Below are 25,817 nucleotides of genomic sequence, written 5' to 3' on the forward strand. Positions count from 1 at the left end.
AGGTGCGAAGGTTCAGGGGTGTGTAAAGAGGGAGGCTCAGATCCCGAAGGGGATGCCGAGCGCGTACCAGATCATGAAGAAGGCGATCCAGACCACCCAGATGACCATGGCCAGCGGGATGGTGAAGGACGCCAGCGTCCCGATGCCCGCTGAGCGGCGGTACTTCTGGACAAACCCGAGGGCCATCACAAAATAGGGGCTCATCGGGGTGACGCAGTTGGTGACGGAATCGGCAATGCGGTACATCGCCTGCGTGGTTGCCGGTTCTATGTCCAGGAGCATGAGCATCGGCACGAAAATCGGTGCCGCCAGGGACCACATGGCGGATCCGGACGTAATGATGAAGTTCATTACCGAAATCAGGACGGCGATGCCCAGCAGGATGGCCCAGCCCGGCGCATTAATGCTGTCCAGGGTCCGCGCTCCGCTAATGGCGAGGACTTCACCCATTCCGGTCCACTTGAAGTAGGCAAGGAACTGCGAAATGGCGAAGAACAGGACCAAGATGGGAGCCATCGATTTGATGCCTTCGATCATGGCTGCCGTGACGTCGGAACCCTGAGTAAAGGTTCCGGCCGACCGCCCGTACACAACCCCGATCAGGGCGAAAAAGAGCCCGATGACGAAGGCCATGCCGCCGATCACCGGCGAATTCAGGACTCCGCCCGCTTCTCCCCGGAACGGGGAACCGGCGGGCACGAGCGAAGCGGCCACTGCGGCCAGGAACAGCAGCGCCGTGATGCCCGCGAGGCGCAGCGCACGGCGCTCCCTGGTGGAGATCCTCAGGTCGGCAACGGAACCGGCTGCTTCGTCGCTGGCATCGGCTTCCAGATCGGGGCGCTTGGACAGGACCTTCTCCACAACCACCGTGATAGTCAGCGCGATCAGGACGGATGACGCCAGGCTGAAGAAGTAGTTGGCCAGCGGCGTGACGACGACGGCGGAATCGATGGTGCCGGCCGCAGCGGTGGTGATGGAGGACAGCAGGACGTCGGTGGTGGTCAGCGAGGGGGAGGCATCGTATCCGGCGGAAATGGAGACGAAGGCGACAATGGCGCCGAGGACCGGGCTCTTCCCGACGGCCCGGAAAACCAGGGCTCCCAGCGGGATCAGGGTTACGTATGCAGCGTCTCCGGCGACGTGGCCCAGCATGGCCGCCATGGCGAGGGCGAAGGTGACGTACTTCGCCGGCACCTTGGTGACGGTGTTCCGCAGCAGCGTGTCGATCAGGCCGCTCTTCTCCGCGACTGCAATGCCGAGCATGGTGGTCAGGATGGTTGCCAGCGGGGGGAAGGATGCGAAGTTCTCAACGGCGTCGCCGATCATGGTCTGGATGCCGGCGGCGCTGAGGAGGCTGCGCACCTCGACAGCGTCTCCGGTGCCCGGGCTCACGGCGGATACCCCCGCTGCTTCCAGCGCGGCACTGAGGACGATGACGACCCCGGCCAGGATGCAAAACAGCCAGAACGGATGCGGCAGGAGATTACCGACCCGCTCGATCGCTGAAAAGACGCGGAACGCTGCGCGCATTCCCCGGGACTGCTCGACTGTGGCGGCCTGTGTCATTGTTCCCCCTGCGGTGGTGATGGGTTCGCTCGGGCGGGGCCGTTGAAGCACCACTGGCCCGAGGGAACGGTTCCACAGGAAACCTAGTGCAGGAAAGTGCTGCGGGAAAAGAGAATGCAGATTTGTTTCCTCCCGCACCCGCTGCCCAGCGGACATAATGGAAGCGTGCCAATCCTGAATAAAGACATGACCCTGTGCATTTCCCTGGCGGCGCGGCCGTCCAATATTGGAACGCGCTTCCACAACTATTTGTATGACCAGCTCGACCTGAATTTTGTGTACAAGGCCTTCGCCCCGACGGACCTGGCCCAGGCCATAGCGGGCGTCCGCGGCCTGCCCATCCGCGGCTGCGCCGTGTCCATGCCCTATAAGGAAGACGTCATTGCGCTGGTGGACCGCATGGATGCCTCGGCGCAGGCCATCAACTCGGTCAATACGATAGTGAACGACGACGGCGTCCTCACCGCGTACAACACCGACTACCTGGCGGTCGCCCGGCTTCTGGCCGATCACCATGTGCCGGTCAGCTGGTCCGTGCTGCTGCAGGGATCCGGAGGCATGGCCAAGGCTGTTGCAGCCGCACTGAGTGATGCCGGATTCTCGGACGTGACCGTCGTGGCCCGCAATGAGGGCACCGGTAGGGCGCTCGCGGACCGGTATGACTTCAACTGGCAGGCCGAGGCCGCCGGCGCCACGGCGGACCTGCTCATTAACGTGACACCGCTCGGCATGGCCGGGGAACATGTTGCGGTGCAGTCCTTCACCCATGCTGCTGTCGATGCGGCCCGGACGGTCTTCGACGTTGTTGCCATGCCGGCGGAGACGCCGCTGGTAACGGCTGCCCGCACCGCAGGCAAAAACGTCATCACCGGCGCCGAAGTGATCGCCATCCAGGCCGAGGAGCAGTTTGTGCTCTACACCGGCGTTCGGCCAACGCCGGAACAGGTCCGGGCCGCGAGCGAGTTTTCCCGCGCCTAGTGGGCAGACGCGGCGGTTAGGAAACCTGCCCGGCGGAAGCCACGGGTTCAACCACGATGGCCACCCGGTCCTCGCCGATGCGGGTCAGGACAAGCGTTGCCTTGTTCGGTCCCTTGCCGGATCCGGTGAGCAGCTGCTTGCGCAGCTCCTCCGGGGTCACGGACATGCCGCGCTTCTTGATGTCCAGGACGCCGATCCCGTTCGCCTTCACCCAGGCCTTGAGCGCCTTGACGTTGTAGGGGCGGACCTCCAGCACGCGGTAGGCACGCGCAAACGGCGTATCCATCAGTTCCGGTGCGCCGATGTAGGCAATGTGCTCATCCAGCAAGTGCCCGCCCAGTGAGCGCGCGACGTCGGCCACAAGGCCCGCGCGGATCACCGCGCCGTCGGGCTCATACAGATAGGCGTCCACGGGACCGACGGCGACGTCCTCGCTTCCGGGGGCATAGTCCAGTGCCGAGGTGAGCTCGGCCGCGCCGTTGGGACCGATCACCAGCGCCGCCCGCCGGACACCCTCACGGCGCAGGGCGTTGAACCAGAGGGTGGCCTCGGTGACGTCTCCGTCCACGGATACCCACTGCGCTTCGCAGTTCCCCGGCAGCGCCTCGTGCGGAATTCCCGGCCCCATCTTCACGCCCACGGGCAGCCCGCGGTCGGCCAGGGACTCAACGAAGGACAGCGGCGGGGAGAACGCCTCCGGATCGAAGATGCGCGTGGTGCCGGACGTTGAGGTGGTGCGGCGCGCCGGATCAAGCCACACGCCGTCGAACCCGGTGAGATCGAAGTCCTCGGCGGTACCCTGAACCACCTTGGCGTTGGGCCATGGCATGAGGTTAATGGTGGCGGCCGCCGCGGTGATCTCATCAAGCTCCACCGCGGTGACCTCCCGGTCCAGCGTGGCCAGCGCCAGGGAGTCGGCTCCAATTCCGCAGCCCAGGTCAGCAACCTTCTCCAAGCCGGCCTCAACGTACCGCTGGGCATGCAGCGCTGCGACATTCAGGCGCGTGGCCTGCTCGAGTCCGGGGGCGGTGAAGAGCATGTGCTCGGCAAACGGTCCAAACTTGCCGCGCGCCTTCATACGGAGCTTGGCCTGGGTCAGGACGGCGGCAACAACTTCGGGGGAGTGCCCGGCCTTGCGCAGATCGGTGTTGAGTTTGAAGGACTCGGATTCCAGATACGGGCCGAGGGAGTTCAGCAGTTCCCAGCCTTCGGAGGACAGAACATGGGCAAGGGAGATATCCGGCATGCTTACCAGCCTAGTTCTTCTGCCGCCGTGCACGTTAGCTGTAGGTTGGGCGGCATGACGAAGATCGCCGCTGAGCCGATGGCCGCACTGCGCGCCCGGACGAGCTACAAATGGCAGACCTATCCCGCAGACGTGCTGCCGCTGTTCGTGGCCGAAATGGATTATCCGCTGGCAGAGCCGGTTCAGCAGGCGATGATCTCCAGGGTGCTGGCATCGGACACCGGTTACATTGCCGGACCGGAACCGGTGGCTGCCGCATTTACGGGCTATGCGGGCAGGACCTGGGAGTGGTTCGTGGAGCCCGCGGACGTGCGGACCACCACGGACGTGAGCGTGGCGATTGTCGAATGCCTGCGCCAGACCGTGCCCGTGGACGGCAGCGTGGTCATCACGCCGCCGGTGTATCCGCCCTTTTATGATCTGCCGCCCGAAGCCGATGCCTCCGTGGTGGAAGTGCCGCTGCTGCTCACCGGCGCGGGCTGGAAGCTGAACCTGCCGGAACTGGAACGCGCCTTCGCCCGCGGCGCGGACGCCCTGCTGCTGTGCAGCCCACACAATCCGCTGGGGTTGGTCCATTCGGATGAATCGCTGCGGGCGGTCGCGGATCTGTCAGCGAAGTACGGGGTGGCCGTCATCAGCGACGAAATCCATGCCCCGCTGACGTATGGCCCGGGCAGTTTTACGCCGTACCTTTCCGTCTCGGACAACGCCCGCGAGTACGGCATCTGCGTGACCGCGGCCAGCAAAGCCTGGAATATCGCCGGCACCAAGTGCGCGCTGATGGTGGCGCAAAGCGACCGCACCAGGCTGCAGCTGGATTCCATGCCGGAGGAAGTGTCGGCCCGCACCTCCATTCTGGGCCTGCACGGAACAGCAGCCGCGTACAACGACGGCGGACCCTGGCTTGGGGACGTCATGGACGCGCTGGCGGCGAACCGGGGCCTGCTGGGGGAGCTGCTCGCGGCCCGGCTGCCCGGGGTCATTTACCGTCCGCCGGCGGCCGGGTACCTGGCCTGGCTGGATTTCCGCGGCCTTGGCTGGGAAGACCCTGCGGCAGTGGCGCTGGAGCGTGCACGGGTTGCACTGGAACCGGGTGCGCGGTTCGGGCGGCAGGGGAGCGGGTTCGCCCGGCTGAACTTTGCCTGCTCTCCGGACGTCCTTGCCGAAGCCGTTGCCCGGCTGGCAGCCGCGGCGGCCGCAACCTAAACGGCTGGGCGAAGCACACGAACACAGCTAGGCGAAGTACACGCCAATCCGGTTGCCGTCGATCTCCTCGATCCGGATGTCGATGTCGTAAATGTCGCGCAGCACCTCCGGCTGCATGATCTGCGCCGGAGGTCCCTGGTGGATGAGCCGGCCGTCCCGCATGGCAATAATGTCGTCGGAATAGCAGGAGGCAAAGTTGATGTCGTGGATGACCAGCACCACCGTCTTGCCGAAGTCGTCGGTAAGCCGGCGCAGCAGCCGCATCATTTCCACCGAGTGCTTCATGTCGAGGTTGTTCAGTGGCTCATCCAGCAGCAGGTAATCAGTGCCCTGCGCCAGCACCATCGCGATGAAGGCCCGCTGGCGCTGGCCGCCGGACAGCTCGTCCACGAAGCGGTCCGCCAGTGCGGTCAGGTCCAGGTATGCCATGGCCTCGTCGATGAAGGCCTTGTCGTCGATGGTGGGGCGGCCGCCGTTGTGCGGATACCGGCCAAAGCCGACCAGGTCGCGCACGGTCAGGCGCACGGTGAGCTGGTTGTCCTGCCGCAGGATGGCCATCTTGCGGGCCAGCTCCTTGCCGGACGTGGCGTTCACGTCCAGGCCGTCCACGTTGACCGTGCCGGCATCCATGCGCAGCAGCCGCGAAATGATCGACAGCAGCGTGGATTTGCCCGCACCGTTGGGTCCGATGATCGAGGTGATGCCGCCCTCTTTGATGTCGGTGCTGACGCCGTCGACGACGAGTTGCGGGCCATAGGACTTGGAGACGCCGGTTACGGAGATCATTTGACGTTGCCTCTCAGCAGCAGGATAAGGAAGACGATGCCGCCGACAAATTCGATGACGATGCTCAGTGCGGTGTCGAACGCGAAGATCCGTTCCAGGACCAGCTGGCCGCCCACCAGGGCAATGATTCCGAGCAGGACGGCGATGGGCAGCACCGCGGTGTGCCGGAAGTGCGAGCACAGCTGGTAGGCCAGCGAAGCGACCAGCAGGCCGAAGAAAGTCACGGGTCCCACCAGGGCCGTGGACACGGCCACCAGGACGGAGCAGATGATCAGCGTGGAGGTCACGGCTTTGCGGTGGTCCACGCCCAGGTTGACGGCCATGTCCCGGCCCAGCGCCAGCACGTCAAAGGACCGGCGCATGCGCCAGGCCAGGACGCTGACCAGGGCGACGGCGGCCGTGGAGTAGCCCAGCAGGGCGCCGTCCACGTTGTTGAAGGACGCGAAGAACAAATCCTGCAGGATGATGAACTCGCTGGGGTCGATCAGGCGCTGGAGCAGGGAAGAGAAGCCGCGGAACATGGTCCCGAAAACAATCCCCACCAGCAGCATCAGGTGCAGGGACTTGCCGCCGCCGGTGAAGAGCCAGCGGTACAGCAGGAAGGAGAAGCCGACCATGAGCACGAGTTCGATGACGAACAGCAGCGGCTCGGACATGGTCAGGACCGCCTGCCCGCCGATAACGAAAACAAGCGCGGTCTGCAGCAGGATGTACAGGGCGTCAAATCCCATGATGGACGGCGTCAGGATGCGGTTGCCGGTCACCGTCTGGAAGAGGACGGTGGAGACCCCGACGGCGTACGCCACCAGGATCATGGACGCCACCTTGATGGCGCGGCGGGGCAGGATGTAGCCGATGTTCCCGCGCAGCTCGATGGTCATGAAGACGGCCACGAGGGCGGCCGCCACAATCCCGAGCGTGATGATCCAAAACTTGGGCGGAACCGAGCGCACCGGATGCCGGCGGTGGGAGACCAGGGCAGTGGGCAGCGGGCGGGCGGGGGCTTCGAGGCCGGTTTCAGCTTTAGCCACGGGTGGCACGCTTTCGCAGGAGCAGGTAAAGGAAAAGGACGCTGCCGATGGCGGAGACGATCACGCCCACCGGAATTTCATACGGATAGCGGATGGTGCGCCCAATGATGTCGCAGGCCAGGACAAAGCCGGCGCCGAAAACGGCCACCCACGGCACGGCCCGGCGCACGTTGTCACCGATCATCAGGGACACCAGGTTCGGTACGATCAGGCCCAGGAACGGAATGGATCCCACACTGACAACGACGACGGCGCTGATCAGGGACACGATGACCAGGCCCAGCGTCATTACGCGGTTGTAGTTCAGGCCCAGGTTGGTGGTGAAATCCGAGCCCATGCCGGCCACCGTGAAACGGTCGGCGGCAAGGTAACCGATGACGGTGAGGGCGCCGACGATCCACAGGAGTTCGTACCGGCCCCGCAGGACGCCCGAGAAATCTCCGACCATCCAGCTGTTCAGAGTCTGCAGCAGGTCGGAGCGGTAGGCGAAGAACGTGGTGACGGCGGAGATGACGCCGCCGAGCATGATGCCCACCAGGGGAACGATCAGCGTGTTGCGCAGCGGCAGCCGGCGCAGAATGAGCAGGAACAGCGCAGTCCCGGCGGCCGCAAAGATGGTGGCCGTGGACATCTTCATCATCAGGGATGCACCCGGAAGCAGGACGGTGACCACCAGGATGCCCAGAGATGCGGACTCCACGGTGCCGATGGTGCCCGGTTCCACGAACTTGTTGCGCGCCATCAGCTGCATGATCAGGCCGGCGACGCTGACGGCCATGCCGGCCAGGATGATGCTCAGGGTCCGGGGCACGCGGCTGACCCAAAAAACCTGCCATGCGGCGGGATCGCCGGCCAGCAGCAGGGGCAGCGAAACATCGCTGACCCCGATGAACATGCTCGCCACAGCCAGCACCAGGACCGCCGCGGCACCCAGGGCCAGATTGAGGGCGGTACGCGGAAACCGCCGTCGTCGGGCGATGGCGGCGGGCGGGGGAGCCGACGGCGAGGCGGCTGGCCCCTCGGGGGCGGAAGCGGTGCCCGGTGCGCGGGCGGCGGTGGCGCTCATAGGAAGGAATCCGGTCTTGCCTTGGGTCCGGCGGCGATGCCGGAACCCAAGGCGTCGAGGGGTGGTTAGGAAATGCCGTTCTGGATTTCGGTGACCATGCTGTCCACGTTGGTCAGGCCGTAACCGACGAGGTACCAGCTGGAAGCGTCCAGGGAGGTGATGCGGTCATTCTTGGCCGCGTTGGTGCCGTTGACCAGTTCGTTGTCCATGACGGCCACGGCTGCCTCGCCGCTCTCGCCCACCGCGGTGTCGCGGTCAATAACGAACAGGTTGTCGGGGTTCTTGTCCGCGATGTACTCGGCGGTGATGGATTCGCCGTGCTTGCCGTCGGCCTTGATCTCGGCAACCGGGGTAACGCCGAGGACGTCGTGGATGATGCCGAAGCGGGAGCCGGCGCCGTAGGCGGTCATTTCGCCGCCGCTGGTCATGACGATCAGGCCGGTTCCCGCATCAGCGGCAGCGGACTTGGTCTCTTCGATGTGCTTGTCGATAGCCGTGAGCTTCTCTTCGGCTTCCTCTTCCTTGTCGAAGATGCGGCCCAGGGTGCCGGTGACTTCCTGGAAGGATGCCATGGAATCCGTCTGGTCGACACTGAGGTCGATGGTCGGGGCGATCTTGCTCAGTTCCTCGTAGGAGGCGGCCACACGCCCGGAGATGATGATCAGGTCGGGGGCCCCTTCGCTGATGGCCTCGAAGTCGGGCTCCTTCATGGATCCGATCTTCGCGTAGTCATCACCGGCGTACTTGGAAAGGGACTCGGGGAAGTTGGCGGCCGGGACGCCGTCGACGTCAACGTCGAGGGCATCCATGGTGTCCAGTGCGCCCAGATCGAAGGTGTAGACAACTTCCGGGTTAACCGGAACCTCGGTGCTGCCCTGGGCGTGCTCCACCGTGATATTGGTCTGCACGGGAGCCGAGTCCGCCGTGGCGGCCGTCTCCGATCCGCAGGCGCTGAGGGCGAGGAGGGAAGCCAGCGCGGTGCCGGCGACGAGACGGGATTTTCCGATATTTTTCACTTTGGGGGAGCTCCAGGTACTTGGGGCCCGGCCCGGCGGGGACCCGCCAACCGAACACACAAAACTAATAGGTCACAGAAATGTTTGCTAATTGAATGCACCTGAAAACTATCGGTTAGGTAAGCCTAAGGCAAGTTGGCGTCTCGAATTATGTCCGGCGAAGGACCGCTTGGCAGGTCCGGGCCTGCCAATATTGGCACTCGCCTTGACCGAGTGCTAACCGTTGCATAAAGTCGGAGCTAGCACTCTCCCAGTGAGGGTGCTAATTCCTGAGGGAAGCGCCAACCGGCACCGCGACGACGGCCAGCGCCCACCGACGGTCCACATCCGTTAGTAACTAAGCAAAGGAGAGCCCGAGTGTCGGTCTCGATTAAGCCCCTTGAGGATCGTATTGTTGTCCGCCCCCTCGAAGCCGAGCAGACCACTGCTTCCGGCCTCGTTATCCCGGACACCGCCAAGGAAAAGCCCCAGGAGGGCGAAGTTGTCGCAGTAGGCCCCGGCCGCGTTGATGACAACGGCAACCGCGTTCCCGTGGACGTGTCCGAGGGTGACGTTGTCATCTACTCGAAGTACGGCGGAACCGAAGTCAAGCACGGCGGCCAGGAGTACCTGGTGCTCTCCGCCCGCGACGTGCTGGCCATCGTCGTTAAGTAGTCGAAAAAGGAAGACCCCGGCCAATCTGGCCGGGGTTTTCTGATGCAGGTGCAGATGTAGCTGTCGGAAAGGACACACACATGGCAAAGCAATTGGAGTTCAACGACTCCGCCCGCCGCTCGCTGGAGGCCGGCGTCGACAAGCTGGCCAACACCGTCAAGGTGACCCTCGGCCCGCGCGGCCGCAACGTAGTGCTCGCCAAGACCTGGGGCGCTCCCACCATCACCAACGACGGCGTGACCATCGCCCGCGAGGTGGAGCTGGATGACCCGTACGAGAACCTCGGCGCTCAGCTGGCCAAGGAAGTAGCCACCAAGACCAACGATGTTGCCGGCGACGGCACCACCACGGCAACCGTCCTGGCGCAGGCACTGGTCAAGGAAGGCCTGCGAAACGTTGCTGCCGGCGCAGCTCCGGGCCAGCTCAAGCGCGGCATGGAGGTCGCCGTTGAGGCAGTGGCCGCACGGCTGCTGGAAAACGCCAAGGAAGTTGAAGGCAACCAGGTTGCACACGTCGCCGCCATCTCCGCGCAGAGCATGGAGATCGGCGAACTGCTGGCCAAGGCCTTCGACACCGTCGGCAAGGACGGCGTCATCACCATCGAGGAATCCTCCTCGACGCAGACCGAACTGGTCATCACCGAGGGCATGCAGTTCGACAAGGGCTACCTGTCCCCGTATTTCGTGACCGACCCGGAGCGCCAGGAAGCCATCCTCGAAGATGCGCTGATCCTGATCAACTCCGGCAAGATCTCCTCTGTTGCCGAGTTCCTGCCGCTGCTGGAAAAGGCGCTGCAGGCCTCCAAGCCGCTGTTCATCATTGCCGAGGACATTGAGGGCGAAGCCCTGTCCACGCTGGTGGTCAACAAGATCCGCGGCACCCTGAACGTCGTTGCCGTCAAGGCCCCCGGCTTCGGTGACCGCCGCAAGGCCATGATGCAGGACATCGCCACCCTCACGGGTGCGCAGGTTGTATCTCCGGACCTGGGCCTGAAGCTGGACCAGGTTGGCCTTGAGGTGCTGGGCTCCGCCCGCCGCATCACGGTTACGAAGGACAGCACCACCATTGTTGACGGTTCGGGTTCCGAATCCGACGTGGCGGACCGCGTTGCCCAGATCCGCGCCGAGATCGAGCGCACGGATTCCGACTGGGACCGCGAGAAGCTGCAGGAACGCCTGGCCAAGCTGTCCGGCGGCATTGGCGTCATCAAGGTTGGCGCAGCCACCGAAGTTGAGCTCAAGGAAAAGAAGCACCGCATCGAAGACGCAGTATCTTCGACGCGTGCAGCCCTGGAAGAGGGCATCGTGGCCGGCGGCGGTTCCGCCCTGGTCCACGCTGCCAAGGCCCTGGACACCGATCCCGAGGTTGCCAAGCTTGAAGGCGACGCAGCCACCGCCGTGGGCCTGGTCCGCCGTGCGCTGGCCCAGCCGCTGCGCTGGATTGCCGAGAACGCCGGCTCCGAAGGCATGGTTGTTGTTGCCAAGGTCACCGACCTCGAAGTCAACAACGGCTTCAACGCCGCAACGGGCGAGTACGAGAACCTGATCGAAGCGGGCATCATCGATCCCGTCAAGGTCACGCGCTCCGCCCTGCGCAATGCTGCGTCCATCGCCGCACTGGTCCTCACCACCGAAGCTCTTGTGGTGGAGAAGCCGGCCGACGACGACGAAGATCACGGTCACCAGCACTAAGCACCTCCAAAGCCCCGGCGCAGCAGCGGATTTCCGTTGCCGCGCCGGGGTTTTCCGTGTCCCGGAACGCCTCTGGAAACGCCTGCCGCAGCGGCAGTGCACTGAGGCGCAGCGTCCGGGCATCATCGGCACCATGTTCGTTGACATGGACCTTGACCCTTGGAGCGCACATACTTGGAGACAACGGCACCCGTGCCGGCACGGCGGATCCTGGTCCCTTGGGATGGGACGGGACGGCTGTGACAGATACCACCCGGTACCACCCGGGCGCTTTTGGAATAGGGCCGCGCTGTCTTTCGTTTTAGGATGTAACTGAGCTAACCGGTCCTTTTCCCGGTTTTTCCTCCATCTCCGGTCCTTCGCGAAAGAGGCGTAGTTTTGAGCCAGCAGTCCCCAGAGCATGACCCGTTCGGCTTCATCGGCCTGACATACGACGACGTCCTGCTGCTGCCCGGCCCCACGGACGTTATCCCGTCCGAGGCGGACACGTCTTCACGCCTGTCCAAGCGGATCACCGTGCATACCCCGCTGCTCTCCGCGGCCATGGACACGGTCACCGAGTCCCGGATGGCGATCGCCATGGCCCGCCAGGGCGGCCTCGGCGTTATCCACCGCAACCTGTCCATCCCCGACCAGGCCGAGCACGTGGACCGGGTCAAGCGCAGCGAATCCGGCATGATCACCAACCCGGTGACCATCTCACCGGACGCCACACTGCAGGAACTGGACGACCTGTGCGCGCACTTCCGGGTATCCGGCCTGCCCGTCGTGGACACCGACAATAAGCTGCTGGGCATTGTCACCAACCGCGACACCCGTTTCATCCCGCGCGCCGACTACCCGCGCCGGCTGGTCAACGAGGTCATGACCCGGATGCCGCTGATCACCGGCCGCGTCGGGATCAGCGCCGAGGAAACCATGGAGCTGCTGGGCAAGCACCGGATTGAGAAGCTTCCCCTGGTTGACGCTGACGGCCGCCTGCAGGGCCTGATCACGGTCAAGGACTTCGACAAGGCCGAGCAGTACCCCCTGGCCACGAAGGACGAGGAAGGCCGGCTGCGCGTTGGTGCGGCCATCGGTTTCTTCGGCGACGGCTATGAGCGCGCCATGACCCTGGTGGAGGCCGGCGTCGACCTCCTGGTGGTGGACACCGCCAACGGCCACAGTGCCGGCGTGCTGGACATGATCGCCCGCTTGAAGAAGGATCCCGCCGTCGCGCACGTGGACATCATCGGCGGCCAGGCAGCCACCCGCGAAGGCGCCCAGGCACTGATCGACGCCGGAGCTGACGCCATCAAGGTGGGCGTGGGCCCCGGCTCCATCTGCACCACCCGTGTTGTCGCCGGCGTGGGCGTACCCCAGGTCACCGCCATTTATGAAGCTTCCAAGGCCGCCATTCCGGCCGGCGTACCGCTGATCGCCGACGGCGGACTGCAGTACTCGGGCGACATCGGCAAGGCCATTGTGGCCGGCGCCGACACCGTCATGCTCGGCAGCCTGCTCGCCGGCTCGGCCGAAAGCCCCGGGGACCTGGTCTTCGTTAACGGAAAGCAGTTCAAGTCCTACCGCGGCATGGGCTCCCTCGGTGCCATGCAGAGCCGCGGCAAAAACACGTCGTACTCCAAGGACCGCTACTTCCAGGCCGACGTCCCCTCGGACGAAAAGCTGATCCCGGAGGGCATCGAAGGCCAGGTGCCGTACCGCGGCCCGCTGTCCGCCGTCGCCCACCAGCTGGTCGGCGGCCTGCGCCAGACCATGTTCTACACCGGCGCACGCACCATCCCCGAGCTGAAGGCCAAGGGCAAGTTTGTCCGGATCACTCCGGCCGGGCTGAAGGAATCCCACCCGCACGACATCATGATGACGGCCGAAGCACCGAATTACGGCACCCGCCGCTAAGACCGCAGCTGCCGGCGCAAGCCGCATCCTTCCGTGGTTGTCCACGGAAGGATGCGGCTTGCGCTGCTTTAAGCCCCGGGCGCGTGGCTGGGATAACCTAGGGGTGTGAGTAATGAGATTGAAATTGGCCGTGGCAAGCGTGGGCGCCGAGCCTACTCCCTCGATGATGTGGCGATTGTGCCGTCCCGGCGTACCCGGGACCCGCAGGACGTTTCGATCAATTGGCAGATAGACGCCTATCAGTTCGAGATGCCGGTGATGGGCGCTCCGATGGACTCGGTGATGTCTCCCGCCACCGCCATCACCATGGGCAAGCTGGGCGGCCTGGGCGTGCTGAACCTGGAAGGACTGTGGACCCGCTACGAGGATCCGCAGCCGCTGCTGGATGAAATCGCCGTCCTGAGCGAAGATAACTTCAATCCGGCGGCAACCCGCCGGCTGCAGGAAATCTACGAGGCGCCGATCCAGGCTGAACTGATCACTTCCCGGCTGGCCGAAGTCCGCGAAGCCGGCGTGACCGTTGCCGGATCCCTGACCCCGCAGCGCACCCAGGAGTTTTACAAGACGGTGCTGGCCGCCGGAGTGGACATCTTCGTCATCCGCGGCACCACCGTGTCGGCGGAGCACGTGTCCAAGACGGTTGAGCCGCTGAACCTCAAGCAGTTCATCTATGAGCTGGACGTTCCCGTGATTGTCGGCGGAGCCGCGGGCTACACCCCGGCGCTGCACCTGATGCGCACCGGTGCCGCCGGTGTCCTCGTGGGCTTCGGCGGAGGAGCCACCACCACCACGCGCCGGGCGCTGGGCATCCATGCTCCGATGGCCACTGCCATCGCCGACATCGCCGAGGCACGCCGTGACTACATGGATGAATCGGGCGGACGCTATGTCCATGTGATTGCCGACGGCGGCATGGGCACCAGCGGCGACATCGTCAAGGCGATCGCCATGGGCGCCGACGCCGTCATGCTGGGTTCGGCGCTGGCCCGCGCCGAGGAAGCTCCGGGCCAGGGTTGGCACTGGGGCCAGGAAGCACACCACAGCGAACTTCCCCGCGGCGACAGGGTCCGGCTCGATACCGTGGGACCGCTGCAGGAAGTCCTCTGGGGACCGTCGCACCACACCAACGGAACATCGAACCTGATGGGCGCCCTGCGCCGGGCCATGGCCACCACGGGCTACTCGGATGTGAAGGCCTTCCAGCGCATCGAGGTGCTGGTCGCGCCCTACCTATCCACCATGTAATTACCTAGAGTTACAGGGAGTTGCTGCAGGGAGTGCGGCACCGGCTGGTTCAGAGAGGAAATCTCGACGATGAGTAAAGATGCACTCAGTCCCGAATACCGGGAAGATGCCCTGGCCGCGCTGCGTTCCACTGCGGAACCGGGCGAAGAACTGGACATCCTGATCGTCGGCGGCGGCGTGGTGGGCACCGGCGCCGCGCTGGACGCTGTCACCCGCGGCCTGAAAGTGGGGATGGTGGAGGCCCGCGACTGGGCCTCCGGGACGTCGTCGCGCTCTTCCAAGCTCATCCACGGGGGACTGCGCTACCTGGAGATGCTGGACTTTGCCCTCGTGGCCGAGGCCCTGAAGGAACGCGGCCTGCTGATCCAGCGGATTGCCCCGCACCTGGTGAAGCCGGTTCCGTTCCTGTACCCGCTCACGCACCGCTTCTACGAGCGCCCCTACGTGGGCGCCGGCATCCTGCTGTACGACACCATGGGCCTGACGTCCGGGAACTCCCGCGGCGTGCCCATGCACAAGCACCTCAGCAAGAAGGCAACCCTGCGGGCAGCGCCGAGCATCAAGGATGACGCCATGATCGGCTCCATCCGCTACTACGACGCCCAGGTTGACGACGCCCGCTACGTCGCCATGATGGCCCGCACCGCCGCCCACTACGGCGCGGTCGTCGCCAACCGCGTTTCGGTGGTGGACTTCCTCCGTGAAGGCGAACGCGTGGTTGGCGCCCGGGTCAAGGATTCCGAATCCGGCCGGGAATTCGATGTTTTTGCCCGTCAGGTGGTGAACGCCACCGGCGTGTGGACCGACGAAACCCAGGCGATGGTCACGGACCGCGGCCAGCTGAAAGTCCGGGCATCCAAGGGCGTGCACCTGGTGGTGCCCCGGGACCGGATCCAGTCCACGGTTGGGATGATCCTGCGCACCGAAAAGTCGGTGCTGTTCGTCATTCCCTGGGGCCGGCACTGGATTGTTGGCACCACTGACACCGATTGGAACCTGGACAAGGCGCATCCGGCCGCCACCTCGGCGGACATCGACTACATCCTGGACCACGTCAACAAGGTCCTGAAAACCCCGCTGACCCGCGAGGACGTGGAAGGCGTGTACGCCGGACTGCGGCCGCTGCTTGCCGGCGAAAACGACTCCACGGCCAAGCTGTCCCGCGAACACGTGGTGGCCCACCCGGTCCCCGGACTGGTGGTGGTTGCCGGCGGCAAATGGACCACCTACCGGGTCATGGCGAAGGATGCCGTGGACGAGGCCGCCCGGGCCCTGGACGAGAAGGTGCCCGAAAGCTGCACATCCACCATCCCGCTGCTGGGCGCAGTGGGGTACAAGGCGGACTGGAACCGCCGCCACCGCACCGCTGAGCACTACGGCGTGCACGTTGCCCGGGTGGAGCACCTGCTGAACCGCTACGGATCGCTGGCCACCGAGGTGCTCGAGCTGATCCGCGAGGATCCCTCCCTGGGCCAGACACTGCCCGGAGCGGACGACTACCTGCGGGCCGAGGTGGTGTACGCCACCACCGCCGAGGGCGCCCGCCATGTGGAGGACGTCCTGGCCCGCCGCACCCGCATTTCCATCGAATCCTGGGATCGAGGGGTGTCGGCGGCCCCCGTGGTGGCCGAGCTGATGGCACCCCTGCTGAACTGGGACCTGGACCGGGTGGAAAAGGAAGTTGCGCACTACCTGGCACGGGTCGAGGCGGAGCGCCTCAGCCAGGAACAGCCCGACGACGTATCAGCGGACGCAGCCCGGCTGAAGGCGCACGACATTGCGCCTCTTGCCTGATGACGCCTGAACTCTCCCTCAACGAGAAGGGAGCCGTGCTGACGGTTCCCGGGATGGTCATTCTCGAGATGGAAGCCGCGGACCGCAGCGATGCCGCGGCGCAGCTTGCGGAGCGGATGTTCCGGGAGGGGAGGATCTCCAACCTGGAGGGGTTCCTGGAGCAGGTCAATGCCAGGGAGCACCAGATGGCCACCGGGCTTCCCGGCGGAATCGGCATGCCGCACGCCCGGAGCGAATACGTGGCGGAAACGTCCATTGCGGTGGGGATCACACGCTACGGACACAGCATCGACTTCGGCGCGTCGGACGGGCCGGCCACCGTGATCCTTCTCATTGCAACGCCTGCCGGGGCATTCTCGGAACACCTGGAGGTCCTGGCCACCCTGGCCCGGTCGCTGTTCCGGCCGTCCTTCCGGGAATCCCTCCGCCGGGCGAATGACGCGGAAGTGATTGCCGAGTTGATCAATTCATCGCTGGTCTTCTTTGACCACTGACCCGGCCGCCGGCCCTGTCCCGGCCGGCAGGCATTGGGTTTTCTACACGGTTACGAAGTACGGTTAAGGCGTGCTGAAAACTGCCCTGCAACTCCGATGGATCGCCGCGCTGCTCCTGGCCCTCGCGATCTCCACGGTCTTCGTTCTCCTAAGCCAGTGGCAGTTTTCGACGGCCGAAAGCGACCTGCCGCCGTCGACCGACCGCACCGAAACAGTGCGGCCGCTGACCGAAGTCTTCACCCCCGGAGTGCAGCTGTTCGGCACCACGGCGGACCAGATGGTCTCCATGACCGGTTCCTTCCGCACCGACGACACCGTGCTGGTGGAGAACCGGCTGTACGACGGCGAGAAGGGCTACTGGGTGGTCACGGCCTTTGCCGTTGACGGCGCACCCGGTGACGCCGTGATTCCGGTGGTCCGGGGCTGGATTGCCGACCCCGGGGAAGCCGTACCCGCCCCGTCCGGCGAGGCCGCCGTCACCGGGCGCCTGCTGCCTCCCGAGGCCCCCGTCGCGCAGCCCACCGAGGACGGGATCCTGCCCAGCCTCGCCAGCGCTGAACTGATTAACGTGTGGGATGTTCCAGGGTATTCGGCCTTCGTGACGGCCGATGAAATAACGGTCAACGGAGCCCCCGCCGACACCGGCGAAATGCGGACCGTGGACGTCGACGCCCAGCCGCAGGAAACCTCGGTGAACTGGATGAACGTTTTCTACGCCATCGAGTGGGTCGTCTTCGCCGGGTTCTCCGTGTTCCTGTGGTGGCGCCTTGTCGCTGACGCGCACCGCCGTTCCCTCGAGGACGATGACGAGTACTACGACGACGAATACGACGACGACGATGACGACGATGAGGCCGGCAGCCTGCCGTCCGAAGGTCCGGTCCCGAGCAGTGAGGTAAAGAAGTGAGCGATCCAGCACCGGCAGTAGCCAAGAAACCGCGGCGGAAGAAGCGCCGGTTCGGCGGCACGCACGCCCAGATCCGTTCGGCACTGACGTTTTACAAGGTTTCCTCCTACGTCACCGGCGTGTTCCTGCTGCTGCTGTGCATCGAAATGATCCTGAAGTACGGGATGAAAATCGAAGAGATCACCGTGGGACCGCTGAACCTGTTCACGGGCGTCCTGATCGCCCACGGCTGGCTGTACGTGGTGTACCTGCTTGCCGACTTTCGGCTGTGGCAGCTCATGCGCTGGCCGTTCTCCAAGTTCATCGTGATTGCCCTGGGCGGCGTTGTGCCCTTCCTCTCCTTCATCGTGGAGAGCCGCACCCACAAGCAGGTCCTGGCCGAACTTGCGGCGCATCCGGAAGCGGCAAAGCGCTACTGAGCCGCACGGAAGCGGTGCCCGGCGGTCAGACTGAGCCGGAACGATGTGCGGCGCGCACGTTCCGGCGACTATCCTTGAACCGTGACTAATTCCGCGACCCCTCCCATTGAAGAGCGCCCTGTCCTCGTTGTGGACTTCGGCGCCCAATACGCCCAGCTCATTGCCCGCCGGGTGCGCGATGCAGATGTTTATTCCGAAGTGGTTCCCCACACCTGGACCACGGAACAGATCATGGCCAAGAACCCGGCAGCCATCATCCTTTCCGGCGGCCCCTCCAGCGTTTACGCGGAAGGCGCTCCCGCCGTCAGCGAAGGCCTGTTTGAAGCCGGCGTGCCGGTGCTGGGCATTTGCTACGGCTTCCAGGCCATGGCAAGCGTCCTCGGCGGCAAGGTCGCCGAGACCGGCCTGCGCGAGTACGGCTCCACCGACGCCACTGTGGTGGGCGGGGCCCGCTCCATCCTCGAAGGCACCCCCGAGCACCAGAACACCTGGATGAGCCACGGTGACAGCGTCCAGGAAGCCCCTCCCGGCTTCGATGTCCTGGCCACCACCGCCGGCGCCCCCGTTGCCGCCATTGCCAACGAAGAGAAGCGCCTTTACGGCGTTCAGTGGCACCCTGAGGTCAAGCATTCCGCCCACGGCCAGGCCGTGCTGGAAAACTTCCTCTTCAAGGGAGCCCGGCTGGAGCGCAGCTGGACCACCGGCAACATTGTCGAGGAACAGGTGGAGCGCATCCGCGAGCAGGTGGGCAGCTCCCGCGTCATCTGCGGGCTGTCCGGCGGCGTCGATTCCGCCGTCGCCGCTGCCCTGGTGCAGCGCGCAGTCGGCGACCAGCTCACCTGCGTCTTCGTTGACCACGGCCTGCTGCGCGAAGGCGAAGCGGAGCAGGTGGAACGCGACTTCGTGGCCTCCACCGGCGTCAACCTGTACGTCGCCAATGAGCAGAAGCGCTTCCTGGAAGCACTGGCCGGCGTCACCGACCCTGAAACGAAGCGCAAGATCATCGGCCGCGAGTTCATCCGCGCCTTCGAGGAAGCCGAGCGGGCCATCATGGCCGAAGCCGAAGCTTCCGGCGAACCGATCCGTTTCCTGGTCCAGGGCACCCTGTACCCGGACGTCGTCGAATCCGGCGGCGGCGAAGGTGCAGCCAACATCAAGAGCCACCACAACGTGGGCGGCCTTCCCGAGGACCTGAAGTTTGAGCTCGTTGAGCCGCTGCGGGCCCTGTTCAAGGACGAAGTCCGCGCCGTGGGCGCCGAGCTTGGCTTGCCGGCGGAGATCGTCGGACGCCAGCCGTTCCCCGGCCCCGGCCTGGGCATCCGCATCATCGGCGAAGTCAACCAGGAGCGCCTGGACCTGCTGCGCCGGGCCGACGCCATTGCCCGCGCCGAACTGACCGCAGCCGGCATGGACAATGACGTGTGGCAGATGCCGGTGGTGCTGCTGGCCGACGTCCGCAGCGTCGGAGTGCAGGGTGACGGGCGGACCTACGGACACCCGATCGTCCTGCGTCCGGTCTCCAGCGAGGACGCGATGACCGCTGACTGGTCACGCCTGCCCTATGACCTGCTGGCACGCATCTCCAACCGGATTACCAACGAGGTGGACGGCATCAACCGAGTGGTCCTGGACGTCACGTCCAAGCCGCCGGGAACCATCGAGTGGGAGTAGATTAGTCGCGGGGGACAGCCTAACCAGGCTGTCCCCCGCGTTGCTATGCCGGGCAAACCCGGCAAGAAGCGATAGTTTGGAAGGTATGCCGATTTGGTCAAGAACGCCGCGCGGAAGTGCAGAAAAGAGGGCACCTGTGTCTGAGCAGAATCCCGGGGACAACGCCTCGGACTTCCTGCTGCCCTGGCTGGGACAATTGGGGCAGCATGCCGGATCGGACACGCTTCTGCATTTCACCCCCTCAGCCTCCAACAGCATCGACCTGACTCACGCGCATCCTTCCGGGCTCGCCCAGCTGCTGGCAGGGCGCCGGACCCGGCTCTCCACCCTGCTGCGTGACTCGGAGCAGTACGGCGCGGCCATGAAAGCCGGACGCCTGCTGCGCGCCAAGATCTATGAACTGGGCACCGACCGCGGCATCGACGTCGGATACCTCGCCGCCGGAACGGCATCCTGGCGCTACGCCGCCGACGACGCCGTCCGCCCCGAATCGCTGACCGCCCCGGTCCTGCTGACACCGGTGTCGCTGACAGTGCATCCCTCGCAGGACGACTACGAACTCCAGCTCACCGACAAGGCTTCCCTGAACCCCGCCTTTGTCCGGCACCTGCAGCAGGAACAGGAGCTGGACATCGACGTCGAGTCCCTGGCCCGGCTGGCCTACGGCACGGCGCGTTTCGATCCGCACCCGGTCCTGGAAAAACTGCGCGCCGTCACCGAGGGCGTCCGCGGCATCAACATTGAGCACCGGCTCCTCGTTTCCACCTTCGCCGATCTCTCCGATCTTTCCGAAGACAGCGCACTGGACCCGGCGCACCCCATCCTGCGGGGACTGATGGACGCCGCCCGCGGGAAGAGCGCAGGCGCCCCCGCCGCCAAGGAACCGGGCCTCCCGCCGCTTGATGACCGGATGCCGGCCGACGAGCTCCTGGTGCTGGACGCCGACAGCGAGCAGCAGGACGTCCTGGACCTGATCCTGGACGGCCAGTCCCTGGTGGTTTCCGCCCCTCCGGGCACCGGACAGACCCAAACAGCCCTTAATGCCGCCGCGGCACTGGTCCACGCCGGAAAATCGGTCCTTGTGGTTGCCGAACGCCGTGGCACCCTGAACCAGTTCGTCTCCGAGCTCGACACGCTGAATCTGGGTTCAGCGGTGCTCCAGCTCAACGCCGGAGTCACCGAACAGCAGCTGAAGGACCAGCTGGTCCGGGCCATCGTCCGCAACGAGAAGGCCGCCGCACCGGACCTGGACAGCCTGCACAAGGTCCTGGTGGCCAACCGCCACCAGCTGCGCGACCACGTTAAGTCGCTGCACAACGTGCGCCGCCGCTGGGGCTGCTCGCCGTACCAGGCCATGCAGTCCCTGGCCGAGCTGACCTCCATGAGCCCGGCACCGGCGACAACCGTCCGGCTCAAGCGCAGCGTCCTGGACAGCATCACGGACCGCACCGAACTGACCGGCCGGCTGCGCCGCGCAGCGGAGCTTGGAAGCTTCAGCCGCGCCGCCACCACCAGCCCGTGGTTTGGCGCCAAGCTGCTCAACCGCAAGGAAACCGAAGAAGCCTACGAACTGACCCAGAGCCTGGCCCGGGACCTGCCGGAGCTGCGGGCCAAGGTGCAGGCTGTTGCCGAGCATTCGCAGATCCGCCTGGGCGAGACCTTTGCCCAGTGGGGCGAACAGCTGGAACTGCTGGTGGCCGTCCGGGAAAGCCTCGACAAGTTCACTCCGGACATCTTCGACCGCCCGGTCAGTGACCTGATTTCCGCCACGGCGTCCTCATCCTGGCGCCGCGAACGCGCCGTCGACATGAGTTCCATGACCCGTTCCCGGCTGCGCCGGGTGGCCAAGGAATACATCCGGCCGGGCGTGCACATCTCGGACCTGCACTCATCGCTGGTCGAGGTCCAGCAGCAGCGTGCCACCTGGGCACGCTATGCCACCACCCAGCGCCATCCCTCGGTGGCCACCGGGCTGGCGGACATCAACCGTTCCTACATCACCGTGAAGGACCAGCTCGACACCCTCACCGCAATCCTCGAGGGCACGCCCGCAAAGCCAAACCTCGCGGAGCTGACGCTGGACGAGCTGGAAAAGCAGCTCGACGCACTGGCCGGAGACCGGGAAACCCTCGAAACGCTGCCCGAGCGCACCCTGCTGCTCGACGAGATGCGCGGCCAGGGCCTGGGCGAACTGCTGGATGACCTGGAAGCACGGGAGGTCCAGCCCCGGCAGGTGGGATATGAGCTGGAACTGGCCTGGTGGCAGTCGGCCCTCGAAGCGATGATCAGCGGCGACGACTACCTGGCCATGAGTGACGGCGACAGCCTGCGCCGGCTGGAGGCCGAATACCGGCTGGCCGACAATGCGCACATCGCCTCCGGCAGCTCCCGCGTCCGGTTTGCCCTGGCTGAGCGCTGGCGTCGCGGGGTGAAGGCGTCGGCTTCCGACGCCGCGACCCTCCGCGATGCCATCAAGAACGGCCCCCTGACGCTGCAGCACCTGTGCAGCCAGCCGAAGGACCTGATTTCCGCACTCCTGCCGGTCTGGGCCGCGAGCCCGCTGGTGCTTCCCATGGTGCTGCCCGGAGACCGGACCTTCGACACGGTGATTGTCCTTGATGCCGAGTCCACGTCCCTGCAGTCCGCAGTGCCCGCGCTGGCCCGCGCGGCGCAGGTTGTTGCCTTTGGCGACGGCCAGCTGGGCGGACCACGGCCGTTCACCATCGGCGTCGAGCCGGCGCGTCCCGCAGGCGAGCAGCATGACCTCGTCAGCGCGTTCGAAGCCCTGGCCCAGGTCCTGCCGACCCGGACCCTGTCCACGGTGTACCGCGGAACGGACCGCGGCCTGCTGCATCAGCTCAGCCGCAGCTTCTACGATGACCGGCTTACCACCGTTCCGCGCGGCACTGATGTGTCCGACGACGAGCGGGCGCTGGTTGTGGAGTACCTTGCTGACGGAACGGGCATGCCCAGCGCCGATCATGAGGGCGTCGAAAGCGTCGCCGCCGAGGTGAACCGGGTGGTGGACCTGGTCTTTGAGCACATCCGCCGCCGGCCGCATCAGTCCCTCGCAGTTGTCACGGCCAGCCCGCGGCACGCCGTGCGTGTGGCTGAGGCGATCCGGGTGCAGATGGCCAACTTCCCCTGGGCTTCGGACTTCTTCACTCCGGGCAAGGAATCCTTCCGCGTGGTCCCCGTGGACCGTGCCGCCGGCCTGGTGCGGGACTGCGTGATTTTCTCGCTCGGTTTCGGCCGCACTCCGCATGGGCGCGCGCTGCACACCTTCGGCCCGTTGTCCGCGTCCGACGGCCGTGGCAAGTTCCTGACGGCCATGACCCGTGCACGGAGCAAGCTCCATGTCCTGACCTGCTTCCGGCCCGAGGACCTCGATAAATCGCGCCTGGGGTATGGAGCACTCGACTTCTACGAGCTGATCAGCCGTGAACTGAGCCCTTCGTCCGGGGCAGCCTCCATCCCGCGCATCGACGCGGGAATCACCTTCAACGGTTCCGGCGGACGCGACACCAGCACCGGCGGCATCATGGACGAGGATCCGCTGGTGGCGGACCTGGTCAACCGGCTCCGGGCCCGGGGCGCAAAGGTTTGGGACCACTATCAGGGGACCATCGACATTGTTGCCACCGTGGACCGCAGCAGCAGCGACGCCGATCCCGCCGTGCCGATGGCTATCGAGTCCGACGGCACGGAGCGCTACCGCACCATGAGCGTGCGGGAACGCAGCCGGCTGCGCCCGCAGCTGCTGGAACGGCTTGGATGGCGCTACATGCCGCTGTGGACCATCGAGGTCTTCAGCGACCCCTCCGCATGTGCAGACCTGGTGGGACGCTACCTGAACCTGCCGGCGCCGAAGGACGGCGGAGAAAAGGCAGGCACCCCGGCCGCGTCAGTGCGGGGAACCATGGCCCGCCGCGGAAGCCAGCCTGTTGTTCCTCACGGCAGCAGCCGAATCCGGGAACGTGGAACGGTTACCCCCGGCAAGGAGGCTGGCCCGCAGGTTCCTGAGGCGGAAGCGCGCCGGCCGTGAGCCCCCGGAAACCGCACCGGCGGGCCAGCGGCGGAAGCGCGCCGAAGCCCGTCACGCCGTCTCAGCCGTCTCAATCGTCTGAAGAGTCCCGGGCGCCGGCGGAGCCGTCGGTGCTGAAGGCCAAGGCTGCGGATGACGATCCGCGGGTGTGGGGCGACGGGCCCGAGGACCGCGATTCATGGCTGCTCGAACAGCGTCCTCCCCACTGGGACTGAAACCCGGATCACCCTCCGGTCAGGACCAAGTGGATCCGGCCCGATCCGGATGCTGCGGCCAGCGCCGCCGCCTCAGCGGGGGCGGCCGCAAGCACCACAACGGCGCCGCTTTCCTCTGACCCGGGCCACTGGCCGGTGCCCTCCGGGGAAGTCCACAGGACCGGTGCATCCGCTGCCAGCACCACGGGGGATGCGGTTCCCGGTTCTCCCTCGGCACCGCCGAGAATGACGTCCACGAGCTGTCCCGCCGAGATGAGCTGGACGAGTGCGGGATCGCCGGGGCGGACGGCTACGGCCACCGAACCCGGGGGAGCACCAGTCAGCAGTCCGGTCCCCACCAGTGACGTCTGCATCAGCGGGCTTCCCCGCTCCAAGGGGGTTGCCAGACGCCTGCCGGACAGCTGAGCGGCATCGGTGAAGGATCCGGGCGGAACGCCGGATGCCGCCACCGGCACCGTTTGAAGGTCCCGGGCCGTCAACAGCGCTCCGGCAGGCAAGTCAGCCGCCGTGACCACCAGGGAAACCTCGCCTGGGTCCGGCGGCAGCAGTGCCTGAACGGCGGTACCGGCAGCGGCGCAGCACAGCAGGGCGGCAAGCAGGCGCCGCCGCCGCAGGAGAAAACGCCGCAGGCGCAAAGCGGCAGCGGCGGCGGGACCGGCATGCGGCGCGGAAAAAGGAAGCACACACCGAACCTAGGCGCTGCGGGAAACCCTCGGGATGCACTGCCGGTACCGGTGGAAAACTCCGGCTGCCGGGTGGGCCGGCAGGGGGTGGGGAGGAACTATGCGGCGGAGGAACCGGTGCCGGCCGCTGAACCTGCGGACTGCGGTTTAGCCGACGAGCCGGACTCCGTGGACTTCGGGGAAGAAGCGCCGGCCGACGTGCTGTCGGACTTGGCCGGCGCTGCAGGCACCGTGTTCTTGGCGTCCCGGGAATCGGTGCGGTAGAAACCCGATCCCTTAAAGACGACGCCCACGCTGTTGAACTTCTTGCGCAGATTTCCGCTGCAAGAAGGGCATACGGTCAGGGTGTCATCGGTGAAGGACTGCTGGATGTCGAAAGCGGAACCGCAGTCCTTGCAGGCATAGGCATACGTAGGCACTGTTACTTACTCCTCCTGAAAACCAAGATGTCAGGCCCCTGGCCCCGCTGGTCCGTCAAAAAACGGCAGCTGGCACTCGGTGGCCTTGAGTGCTAACTATACACCGGGTGCCGCGGCAGTGTTTTCCATCCCGACGGCGTCAGGACAGCGTCCATCGGCTGGTCGAAATGATCCGCGGGCCAGCTTCCGGCAGGGGCAAACTCGTGGTCGTACACAATGCCCACCGCCGGTGCGGTGTTTCCGGCGGCCCGGAGACCGGACAGGAACCTGTCGTAATAACCGCCGCCCTTGCCCATGCGGACGCCGGTGTGGTCCACCGCCAGGGCCGGAACCAGCACGAGGTTCAGCCGGGGAAGTTCTGCCGCCGGCATCCGTTCCCCCGCAGGTTCCGGAACCGACGGAAACAGCCCTGGAACCAGCGGCGCATCAGGGCTCCAGCGGCACCACAGCAGCCGGCGGTCCGGCTGGCAGATGGGGACCACGACGTCGTATCCCCGCTCCCGCAAGCCATGAAGCAGCGGCAGGGTGCCGGGTTCCCGGCCGGCGGACAAATAGGCCGCCACCGTGCTGCCGGGGGGAACGAGTCCCGGGACGGAGGACAGCGCGTGTTCGGCGAGGGAAGCGCCGGCCGCCGGCGGGGCCGTGGGGGGCAGTTCCCGGCGCAGCCGGCGGTACTTTTCCCGAACCAGTTCCTTCGGTGCGGGGACAGGGAAGTCCATCATTGGTCCATTCTTGCAAAGAGACTGCTTACAATCGGCGAAACGGGCCGGTATAACCGGCCGGTAT

The 25,817-nt window shown here is 65.7% G+C and carries 22 protein-coding genes; 13 read left to right on the forward strand and 9 right to left on the reverse strand.

All coding sequences use genetic code 11. From position 1 onward, the window contains the following. Positions 1–36: 36 nt before the first annotated feature. Positions 37–1,566 carry an AbgT family transporter gene (locus tag AAE021_RS01665; RefSeq protein ID WP_342023944.1) on the reverse strand — a complete coding sequence of 510 codons (1,530 nt, stop codon included), beginning with the start codon at positions 1,564–1,566 and terminating at the stop codon, positions 37–39. Between the two features lie 186 nt (positions 1,567–1,752). On the opposite strand from AAE021_RS01665, the gene AAE021_RS01670 reads away from it, so the two are divergent. Continuing rightward, positions 1,753–2,544, forward strand: a complete 792-nt coding sequence (locus AAE021_RS01670; protein ID WP_342025278.1) for a shikimate 5-dehydrogenase — start codon at positions 1,753–1,755, stop codon at positions 2,542–2,544. 16 nt (positions 2,545–2,560) lie between these two features. On the opposite strand, the gene AAE021_RS01675 is transcribed toward AAE021_RS01670, so the two are convergent. Beyond that, positions 2,561–3,790: a class I SAM-dependent methyltransferase gene (locus AAE021_RS01675; RefSeq protein ID WP_342023945.1), complete on the reverse strand. Its 1,230-nt coding sequence runs from the start codon at positions 3,788–3,790 to the stop codon at positions 2,561–2,563. Between the two features lie 54 nt (positions 3,791–3,844). Here AAE021_RS01675 and AAE021_RS01680 point away from each other — a divergent pair, with 54 nt between their 5' ends. Further along, a complete protein-coding gene (locus AAE021_RS01680; RefSeq protein WP_342023946.1) occupies positions 3,845–4,996 on the forward strand; it encodes a MalY/PatB family protein in 1,152 nt (383 codons plus the stop codon). Between the two features lie 27 nt (positions 4,997–5,023). On the opposite strand, the gene AAE021_RS01685 is transcribed toward AAE021_RS01680, so the two are convergent. The 4 genes from AAE021_RS01685 to AAE021_RS01700 all read right to left on the reverse strand — a co-directional run bounded on the left by AAE021_RS01685 (position 5,024) and on the right by AAE021_RS01700 (position 8,895). Continuing rightward, positions 5,024–5,782, reverse strand: a complete 759-nt coding sequence (locus AAE021_RS01685; protein WP_342023947.1) for an ABC transporter ATP-binding protein — start codon at positions 5,780–5,782, stop codon at positions 5,024–5,026. Then, positions 5,779–6,813 carry an iron chelate uptake ABC transporter family permease subunit gene (locus AAE021_RS01690; protein WP_342023948.1) on the reverse strand — a complete coding sequence of 345 codons (1,035 nt, stop codon included), beginning with the start codon at positions 6,811–6,813 and terminating at the stop codon, positions 5,779–5,781. Before AAE021_RS01690 ends, AAE021_RS01685 begins: the two co-directional genes overlap by 4 nt. Further along, positions 6,806–7,879: an ABC transporter permease gene (locus AAE021_RS01695; protein ID WP_342023949.1), complete on the reverse strand. Its 1,074-nt coding sequence runs from the start codon at positions 7,877–7,879 to the stop codon at positions 6,806–6,808. Before AAE021_RS01695 ends, AAE021_RS01690 begins: the two co-directional genes overlap by 8 nt. A gap of 65 nt (positions 7,880–7,944) precedes the next feature. Continuing rightward, the gene (locus AAE021_RS01700) at positions 7,945–8,895 is read right to left on the reverse strand and encodes a siderophore ABC transporter substrate-binding protein (protein ID WP_342023950.1); all 951 of its coding nucleotides are present in this window, start codon (positions 8,893–8,895) and stop codon (positions 7,945–7,947) included. A gap of 357 nt (positions 8,896–9,252) precedes the next feature. Here AAE021_RS01700 and groES point away from each other — a divergent pair, with 357 nt between their 5' ends. The 11 genes from groES to AAE021_RS01755 all read left to right on the forward strand — a co-directional run bounded on the left by groES (position 9,253) and on the right by AAE021_RS01755 (position 23,929). Continuing rightward, positions 9,253–9,549, forward strand: a complete 297-nt coding sequence (gene groES / locus AAE021_RS01705; RefSeq protein ID WP_152219702.1) for a co-chaperone GroES — start codon at positions 9,253–9,255, stop codon at positions 9,547–9,549. Between the two features lie 80 nt (positions 9,550–9,629). Then, a complete protein-coding gene (groL, locus tag AAE021_RS01710) occupies positions 9,630–11,240 on the forward strand; it encodes a chaperonin GroEL (protein ID WP_342023951.1) in 1,611 nt (536 codons plus the stop codon). A gap of 378 nt (positions 11,241–11,618) precedes the next feature. Continuing rightward, positions 11,619–13,139: an IMP dehydrogenase gene (guaB, locus tag AAE021_RS01715; protein ID WP_342023952.1), complete on the forward strand. Its 1,521-nt coding sequence runs from the start codon at positions 11,619–11,621 to the stop codon at positions 13,137–13,139. A gap of 105 nt (positions 13,140–13,244) precedes the next feature. Beyond that, the gene (locus tag AAE021_RS01720; protein ID WP_342023953.1) at positions 13,245–14,384 is read left to right on the forward strand and encodes a GuaB3 family IMP dehydrogenase-related protein; all 1,140 of its coding nucleotides are present in this window, start codon (positions 13,245–13,247) and stop codon (positions 14,382–14,384) included. Between the two features lie 69 nt (positions 14,385–14,453). Further along, complete coding sequence (locus AAE021_RS01725) at positions 14,454–16,178, forward strand: glycerol-3-phosphate dehydrogenase/oxidase (RefSeq protein WP_342023954.1); 1,725 nt, start codon at positions 14,454–14,456, stop codon at positions 16,176–16,178. Continuing rightward, on the forward strand, positions 16,178–16,672 hold the full coding sequence (locus AAE021_RS01730; RefSeq protein WP_342023955.1) for a PTS sugar transporter subunit IIA: 495 nt from the start codon (positions 16,178–16,180) through the stop codon (positions 16,670–16,672). The genes AAE021_RS01725 and AAE021_RS01730 overlap by 1 nt, the downstream gene beginning before the upstream one ends. A 70-nt stretch (positions 16,673–16,742) precedes the next feature. Then, positions 16,743–17,579 carry an SURF1 family protein gene (locus tag AAE021_RS01735; protein WP_342023956.1) on the forward strand — a complete coding sequence of 279 codons (837 nt, stop codon included), beginning with the start codon at positions 16,743–16,745 and terminating at the stop codon, positions 17,577–17,579. Beyond that, positions 17,576–17,998 (forward strand): DUF3817 domain-containing protein, encoded by a 423-nt coding sequence (locus AAE021_RS01740; RefSeq protein ID WP_342023957.1) that lies wholly within the window; start codon positions 17,576–17,578, stop codon positions 17,996–17,998. The genes AAE021_RS01735 and AAE021_RS01740 overlap by 4 nt, the downstream gene beginning before the upstream one ends. An 81-nt stretch (positions 17,999–18,079) precedes the next feature. Then, complete coding sequence (gene guaA / locus AAE021_RS01745; protein WP_342023958.1) at positions 18,080–19,669, forward strand: glutamine-hydrolyzing GMP synthase; 1,590 nt, start codon at positions 18,080–18,082, stop codon at positions 19,667–19,669. 136 nt (positions 19,670–19,805) lie between these two features. After that, the gene (locus tag AAE021_RS01750) at positions 19,806–23,714 is read left to right on the forward strand and encodes a DUF4011 domain-containing protein (RefSeq protein ID WP_425362430.1); all 3,909 of its coding nucleotides are present in this window, start codon (positions 19,806–19,808) and stop codon (positions 23,712–23,714) included. Continuing rightward, the gene (locus AAE021_RS01755; protein WP_342023960.1) at positions 23,711–23,929 is read left to right on the forward strand and encodes a hypothetical protein; all 219 of its coding nucleotides are present in this window, start codon (positions 23,711–23,713) and stop codon (positions 23,927–23,929) included. Before AAE021_RS01750 ends, AAE021_RS01755 begins: the two co-directional genes overlap by 4 nt. 8 nt (positions 23,930–23,937) lie before the next feature. On the opposite strand, the gene cpaB is transcribed toward AAE021_RS01755, so the two are convergent. The 3 genes from cpaB to AAE021_RS01770 all read right to left on the reverse strand — a co-directional run bounded on the left by cpaB (position 23,938) and on the right by AAE021_RS01770 (position 25,753). Further along, on the reverse strand, positions 23,938–24,612 hold the full coding sequence (gene cpaB / locus AAE021_RS01760; protein ID WP_342023961.1) for a Flp pilus assembly protein CpaB: 675 nt from the start codon (positions 24,610–24,612) through the stop codon (positions 23,938–23,940). Between the two features lie 98 nt (positions 24,613–24,710). Further along, positions 24,711–25,031, reverse strand: a complete 321-nt coding sequence (locus AAE021_RS01765) for an FmdB family zinc ribbon protein (RefSeq protein ID WP_342023962.1) — start codon at positions 25,029–25,031, stop codon at positions 24,711–24,713. 92 nt (positions 25,032–25,123) lie between these two features. Further along, positions 25,124–25,753 carry a 5-formyltetrahydrofolate cyclo-ligase gene (locus tag AAE021_RS01770; RefSeq protein ID WP_342023963.1) on the reverse strand — a complete coding sequence of 210 codons (630 nt, stop codon included), beginning with the start codon at positions 25,751–25,753 and terminating at the stop codon, positions 25,124–25,126. Between the last annotated feature and the right edge of the window lie 64 nt (positions 25,754–25,817).

It is taken from the genome of Arthrobacter citreus (assembly GCF_038405225.1).
Taxonomy (GTDB): Bacteria; Actinomycetota; Actinomycetes; order Actinomycetales; family Micrococcaceae; genus Arthrobacter_B; species Arthrobacter_B citreus_A.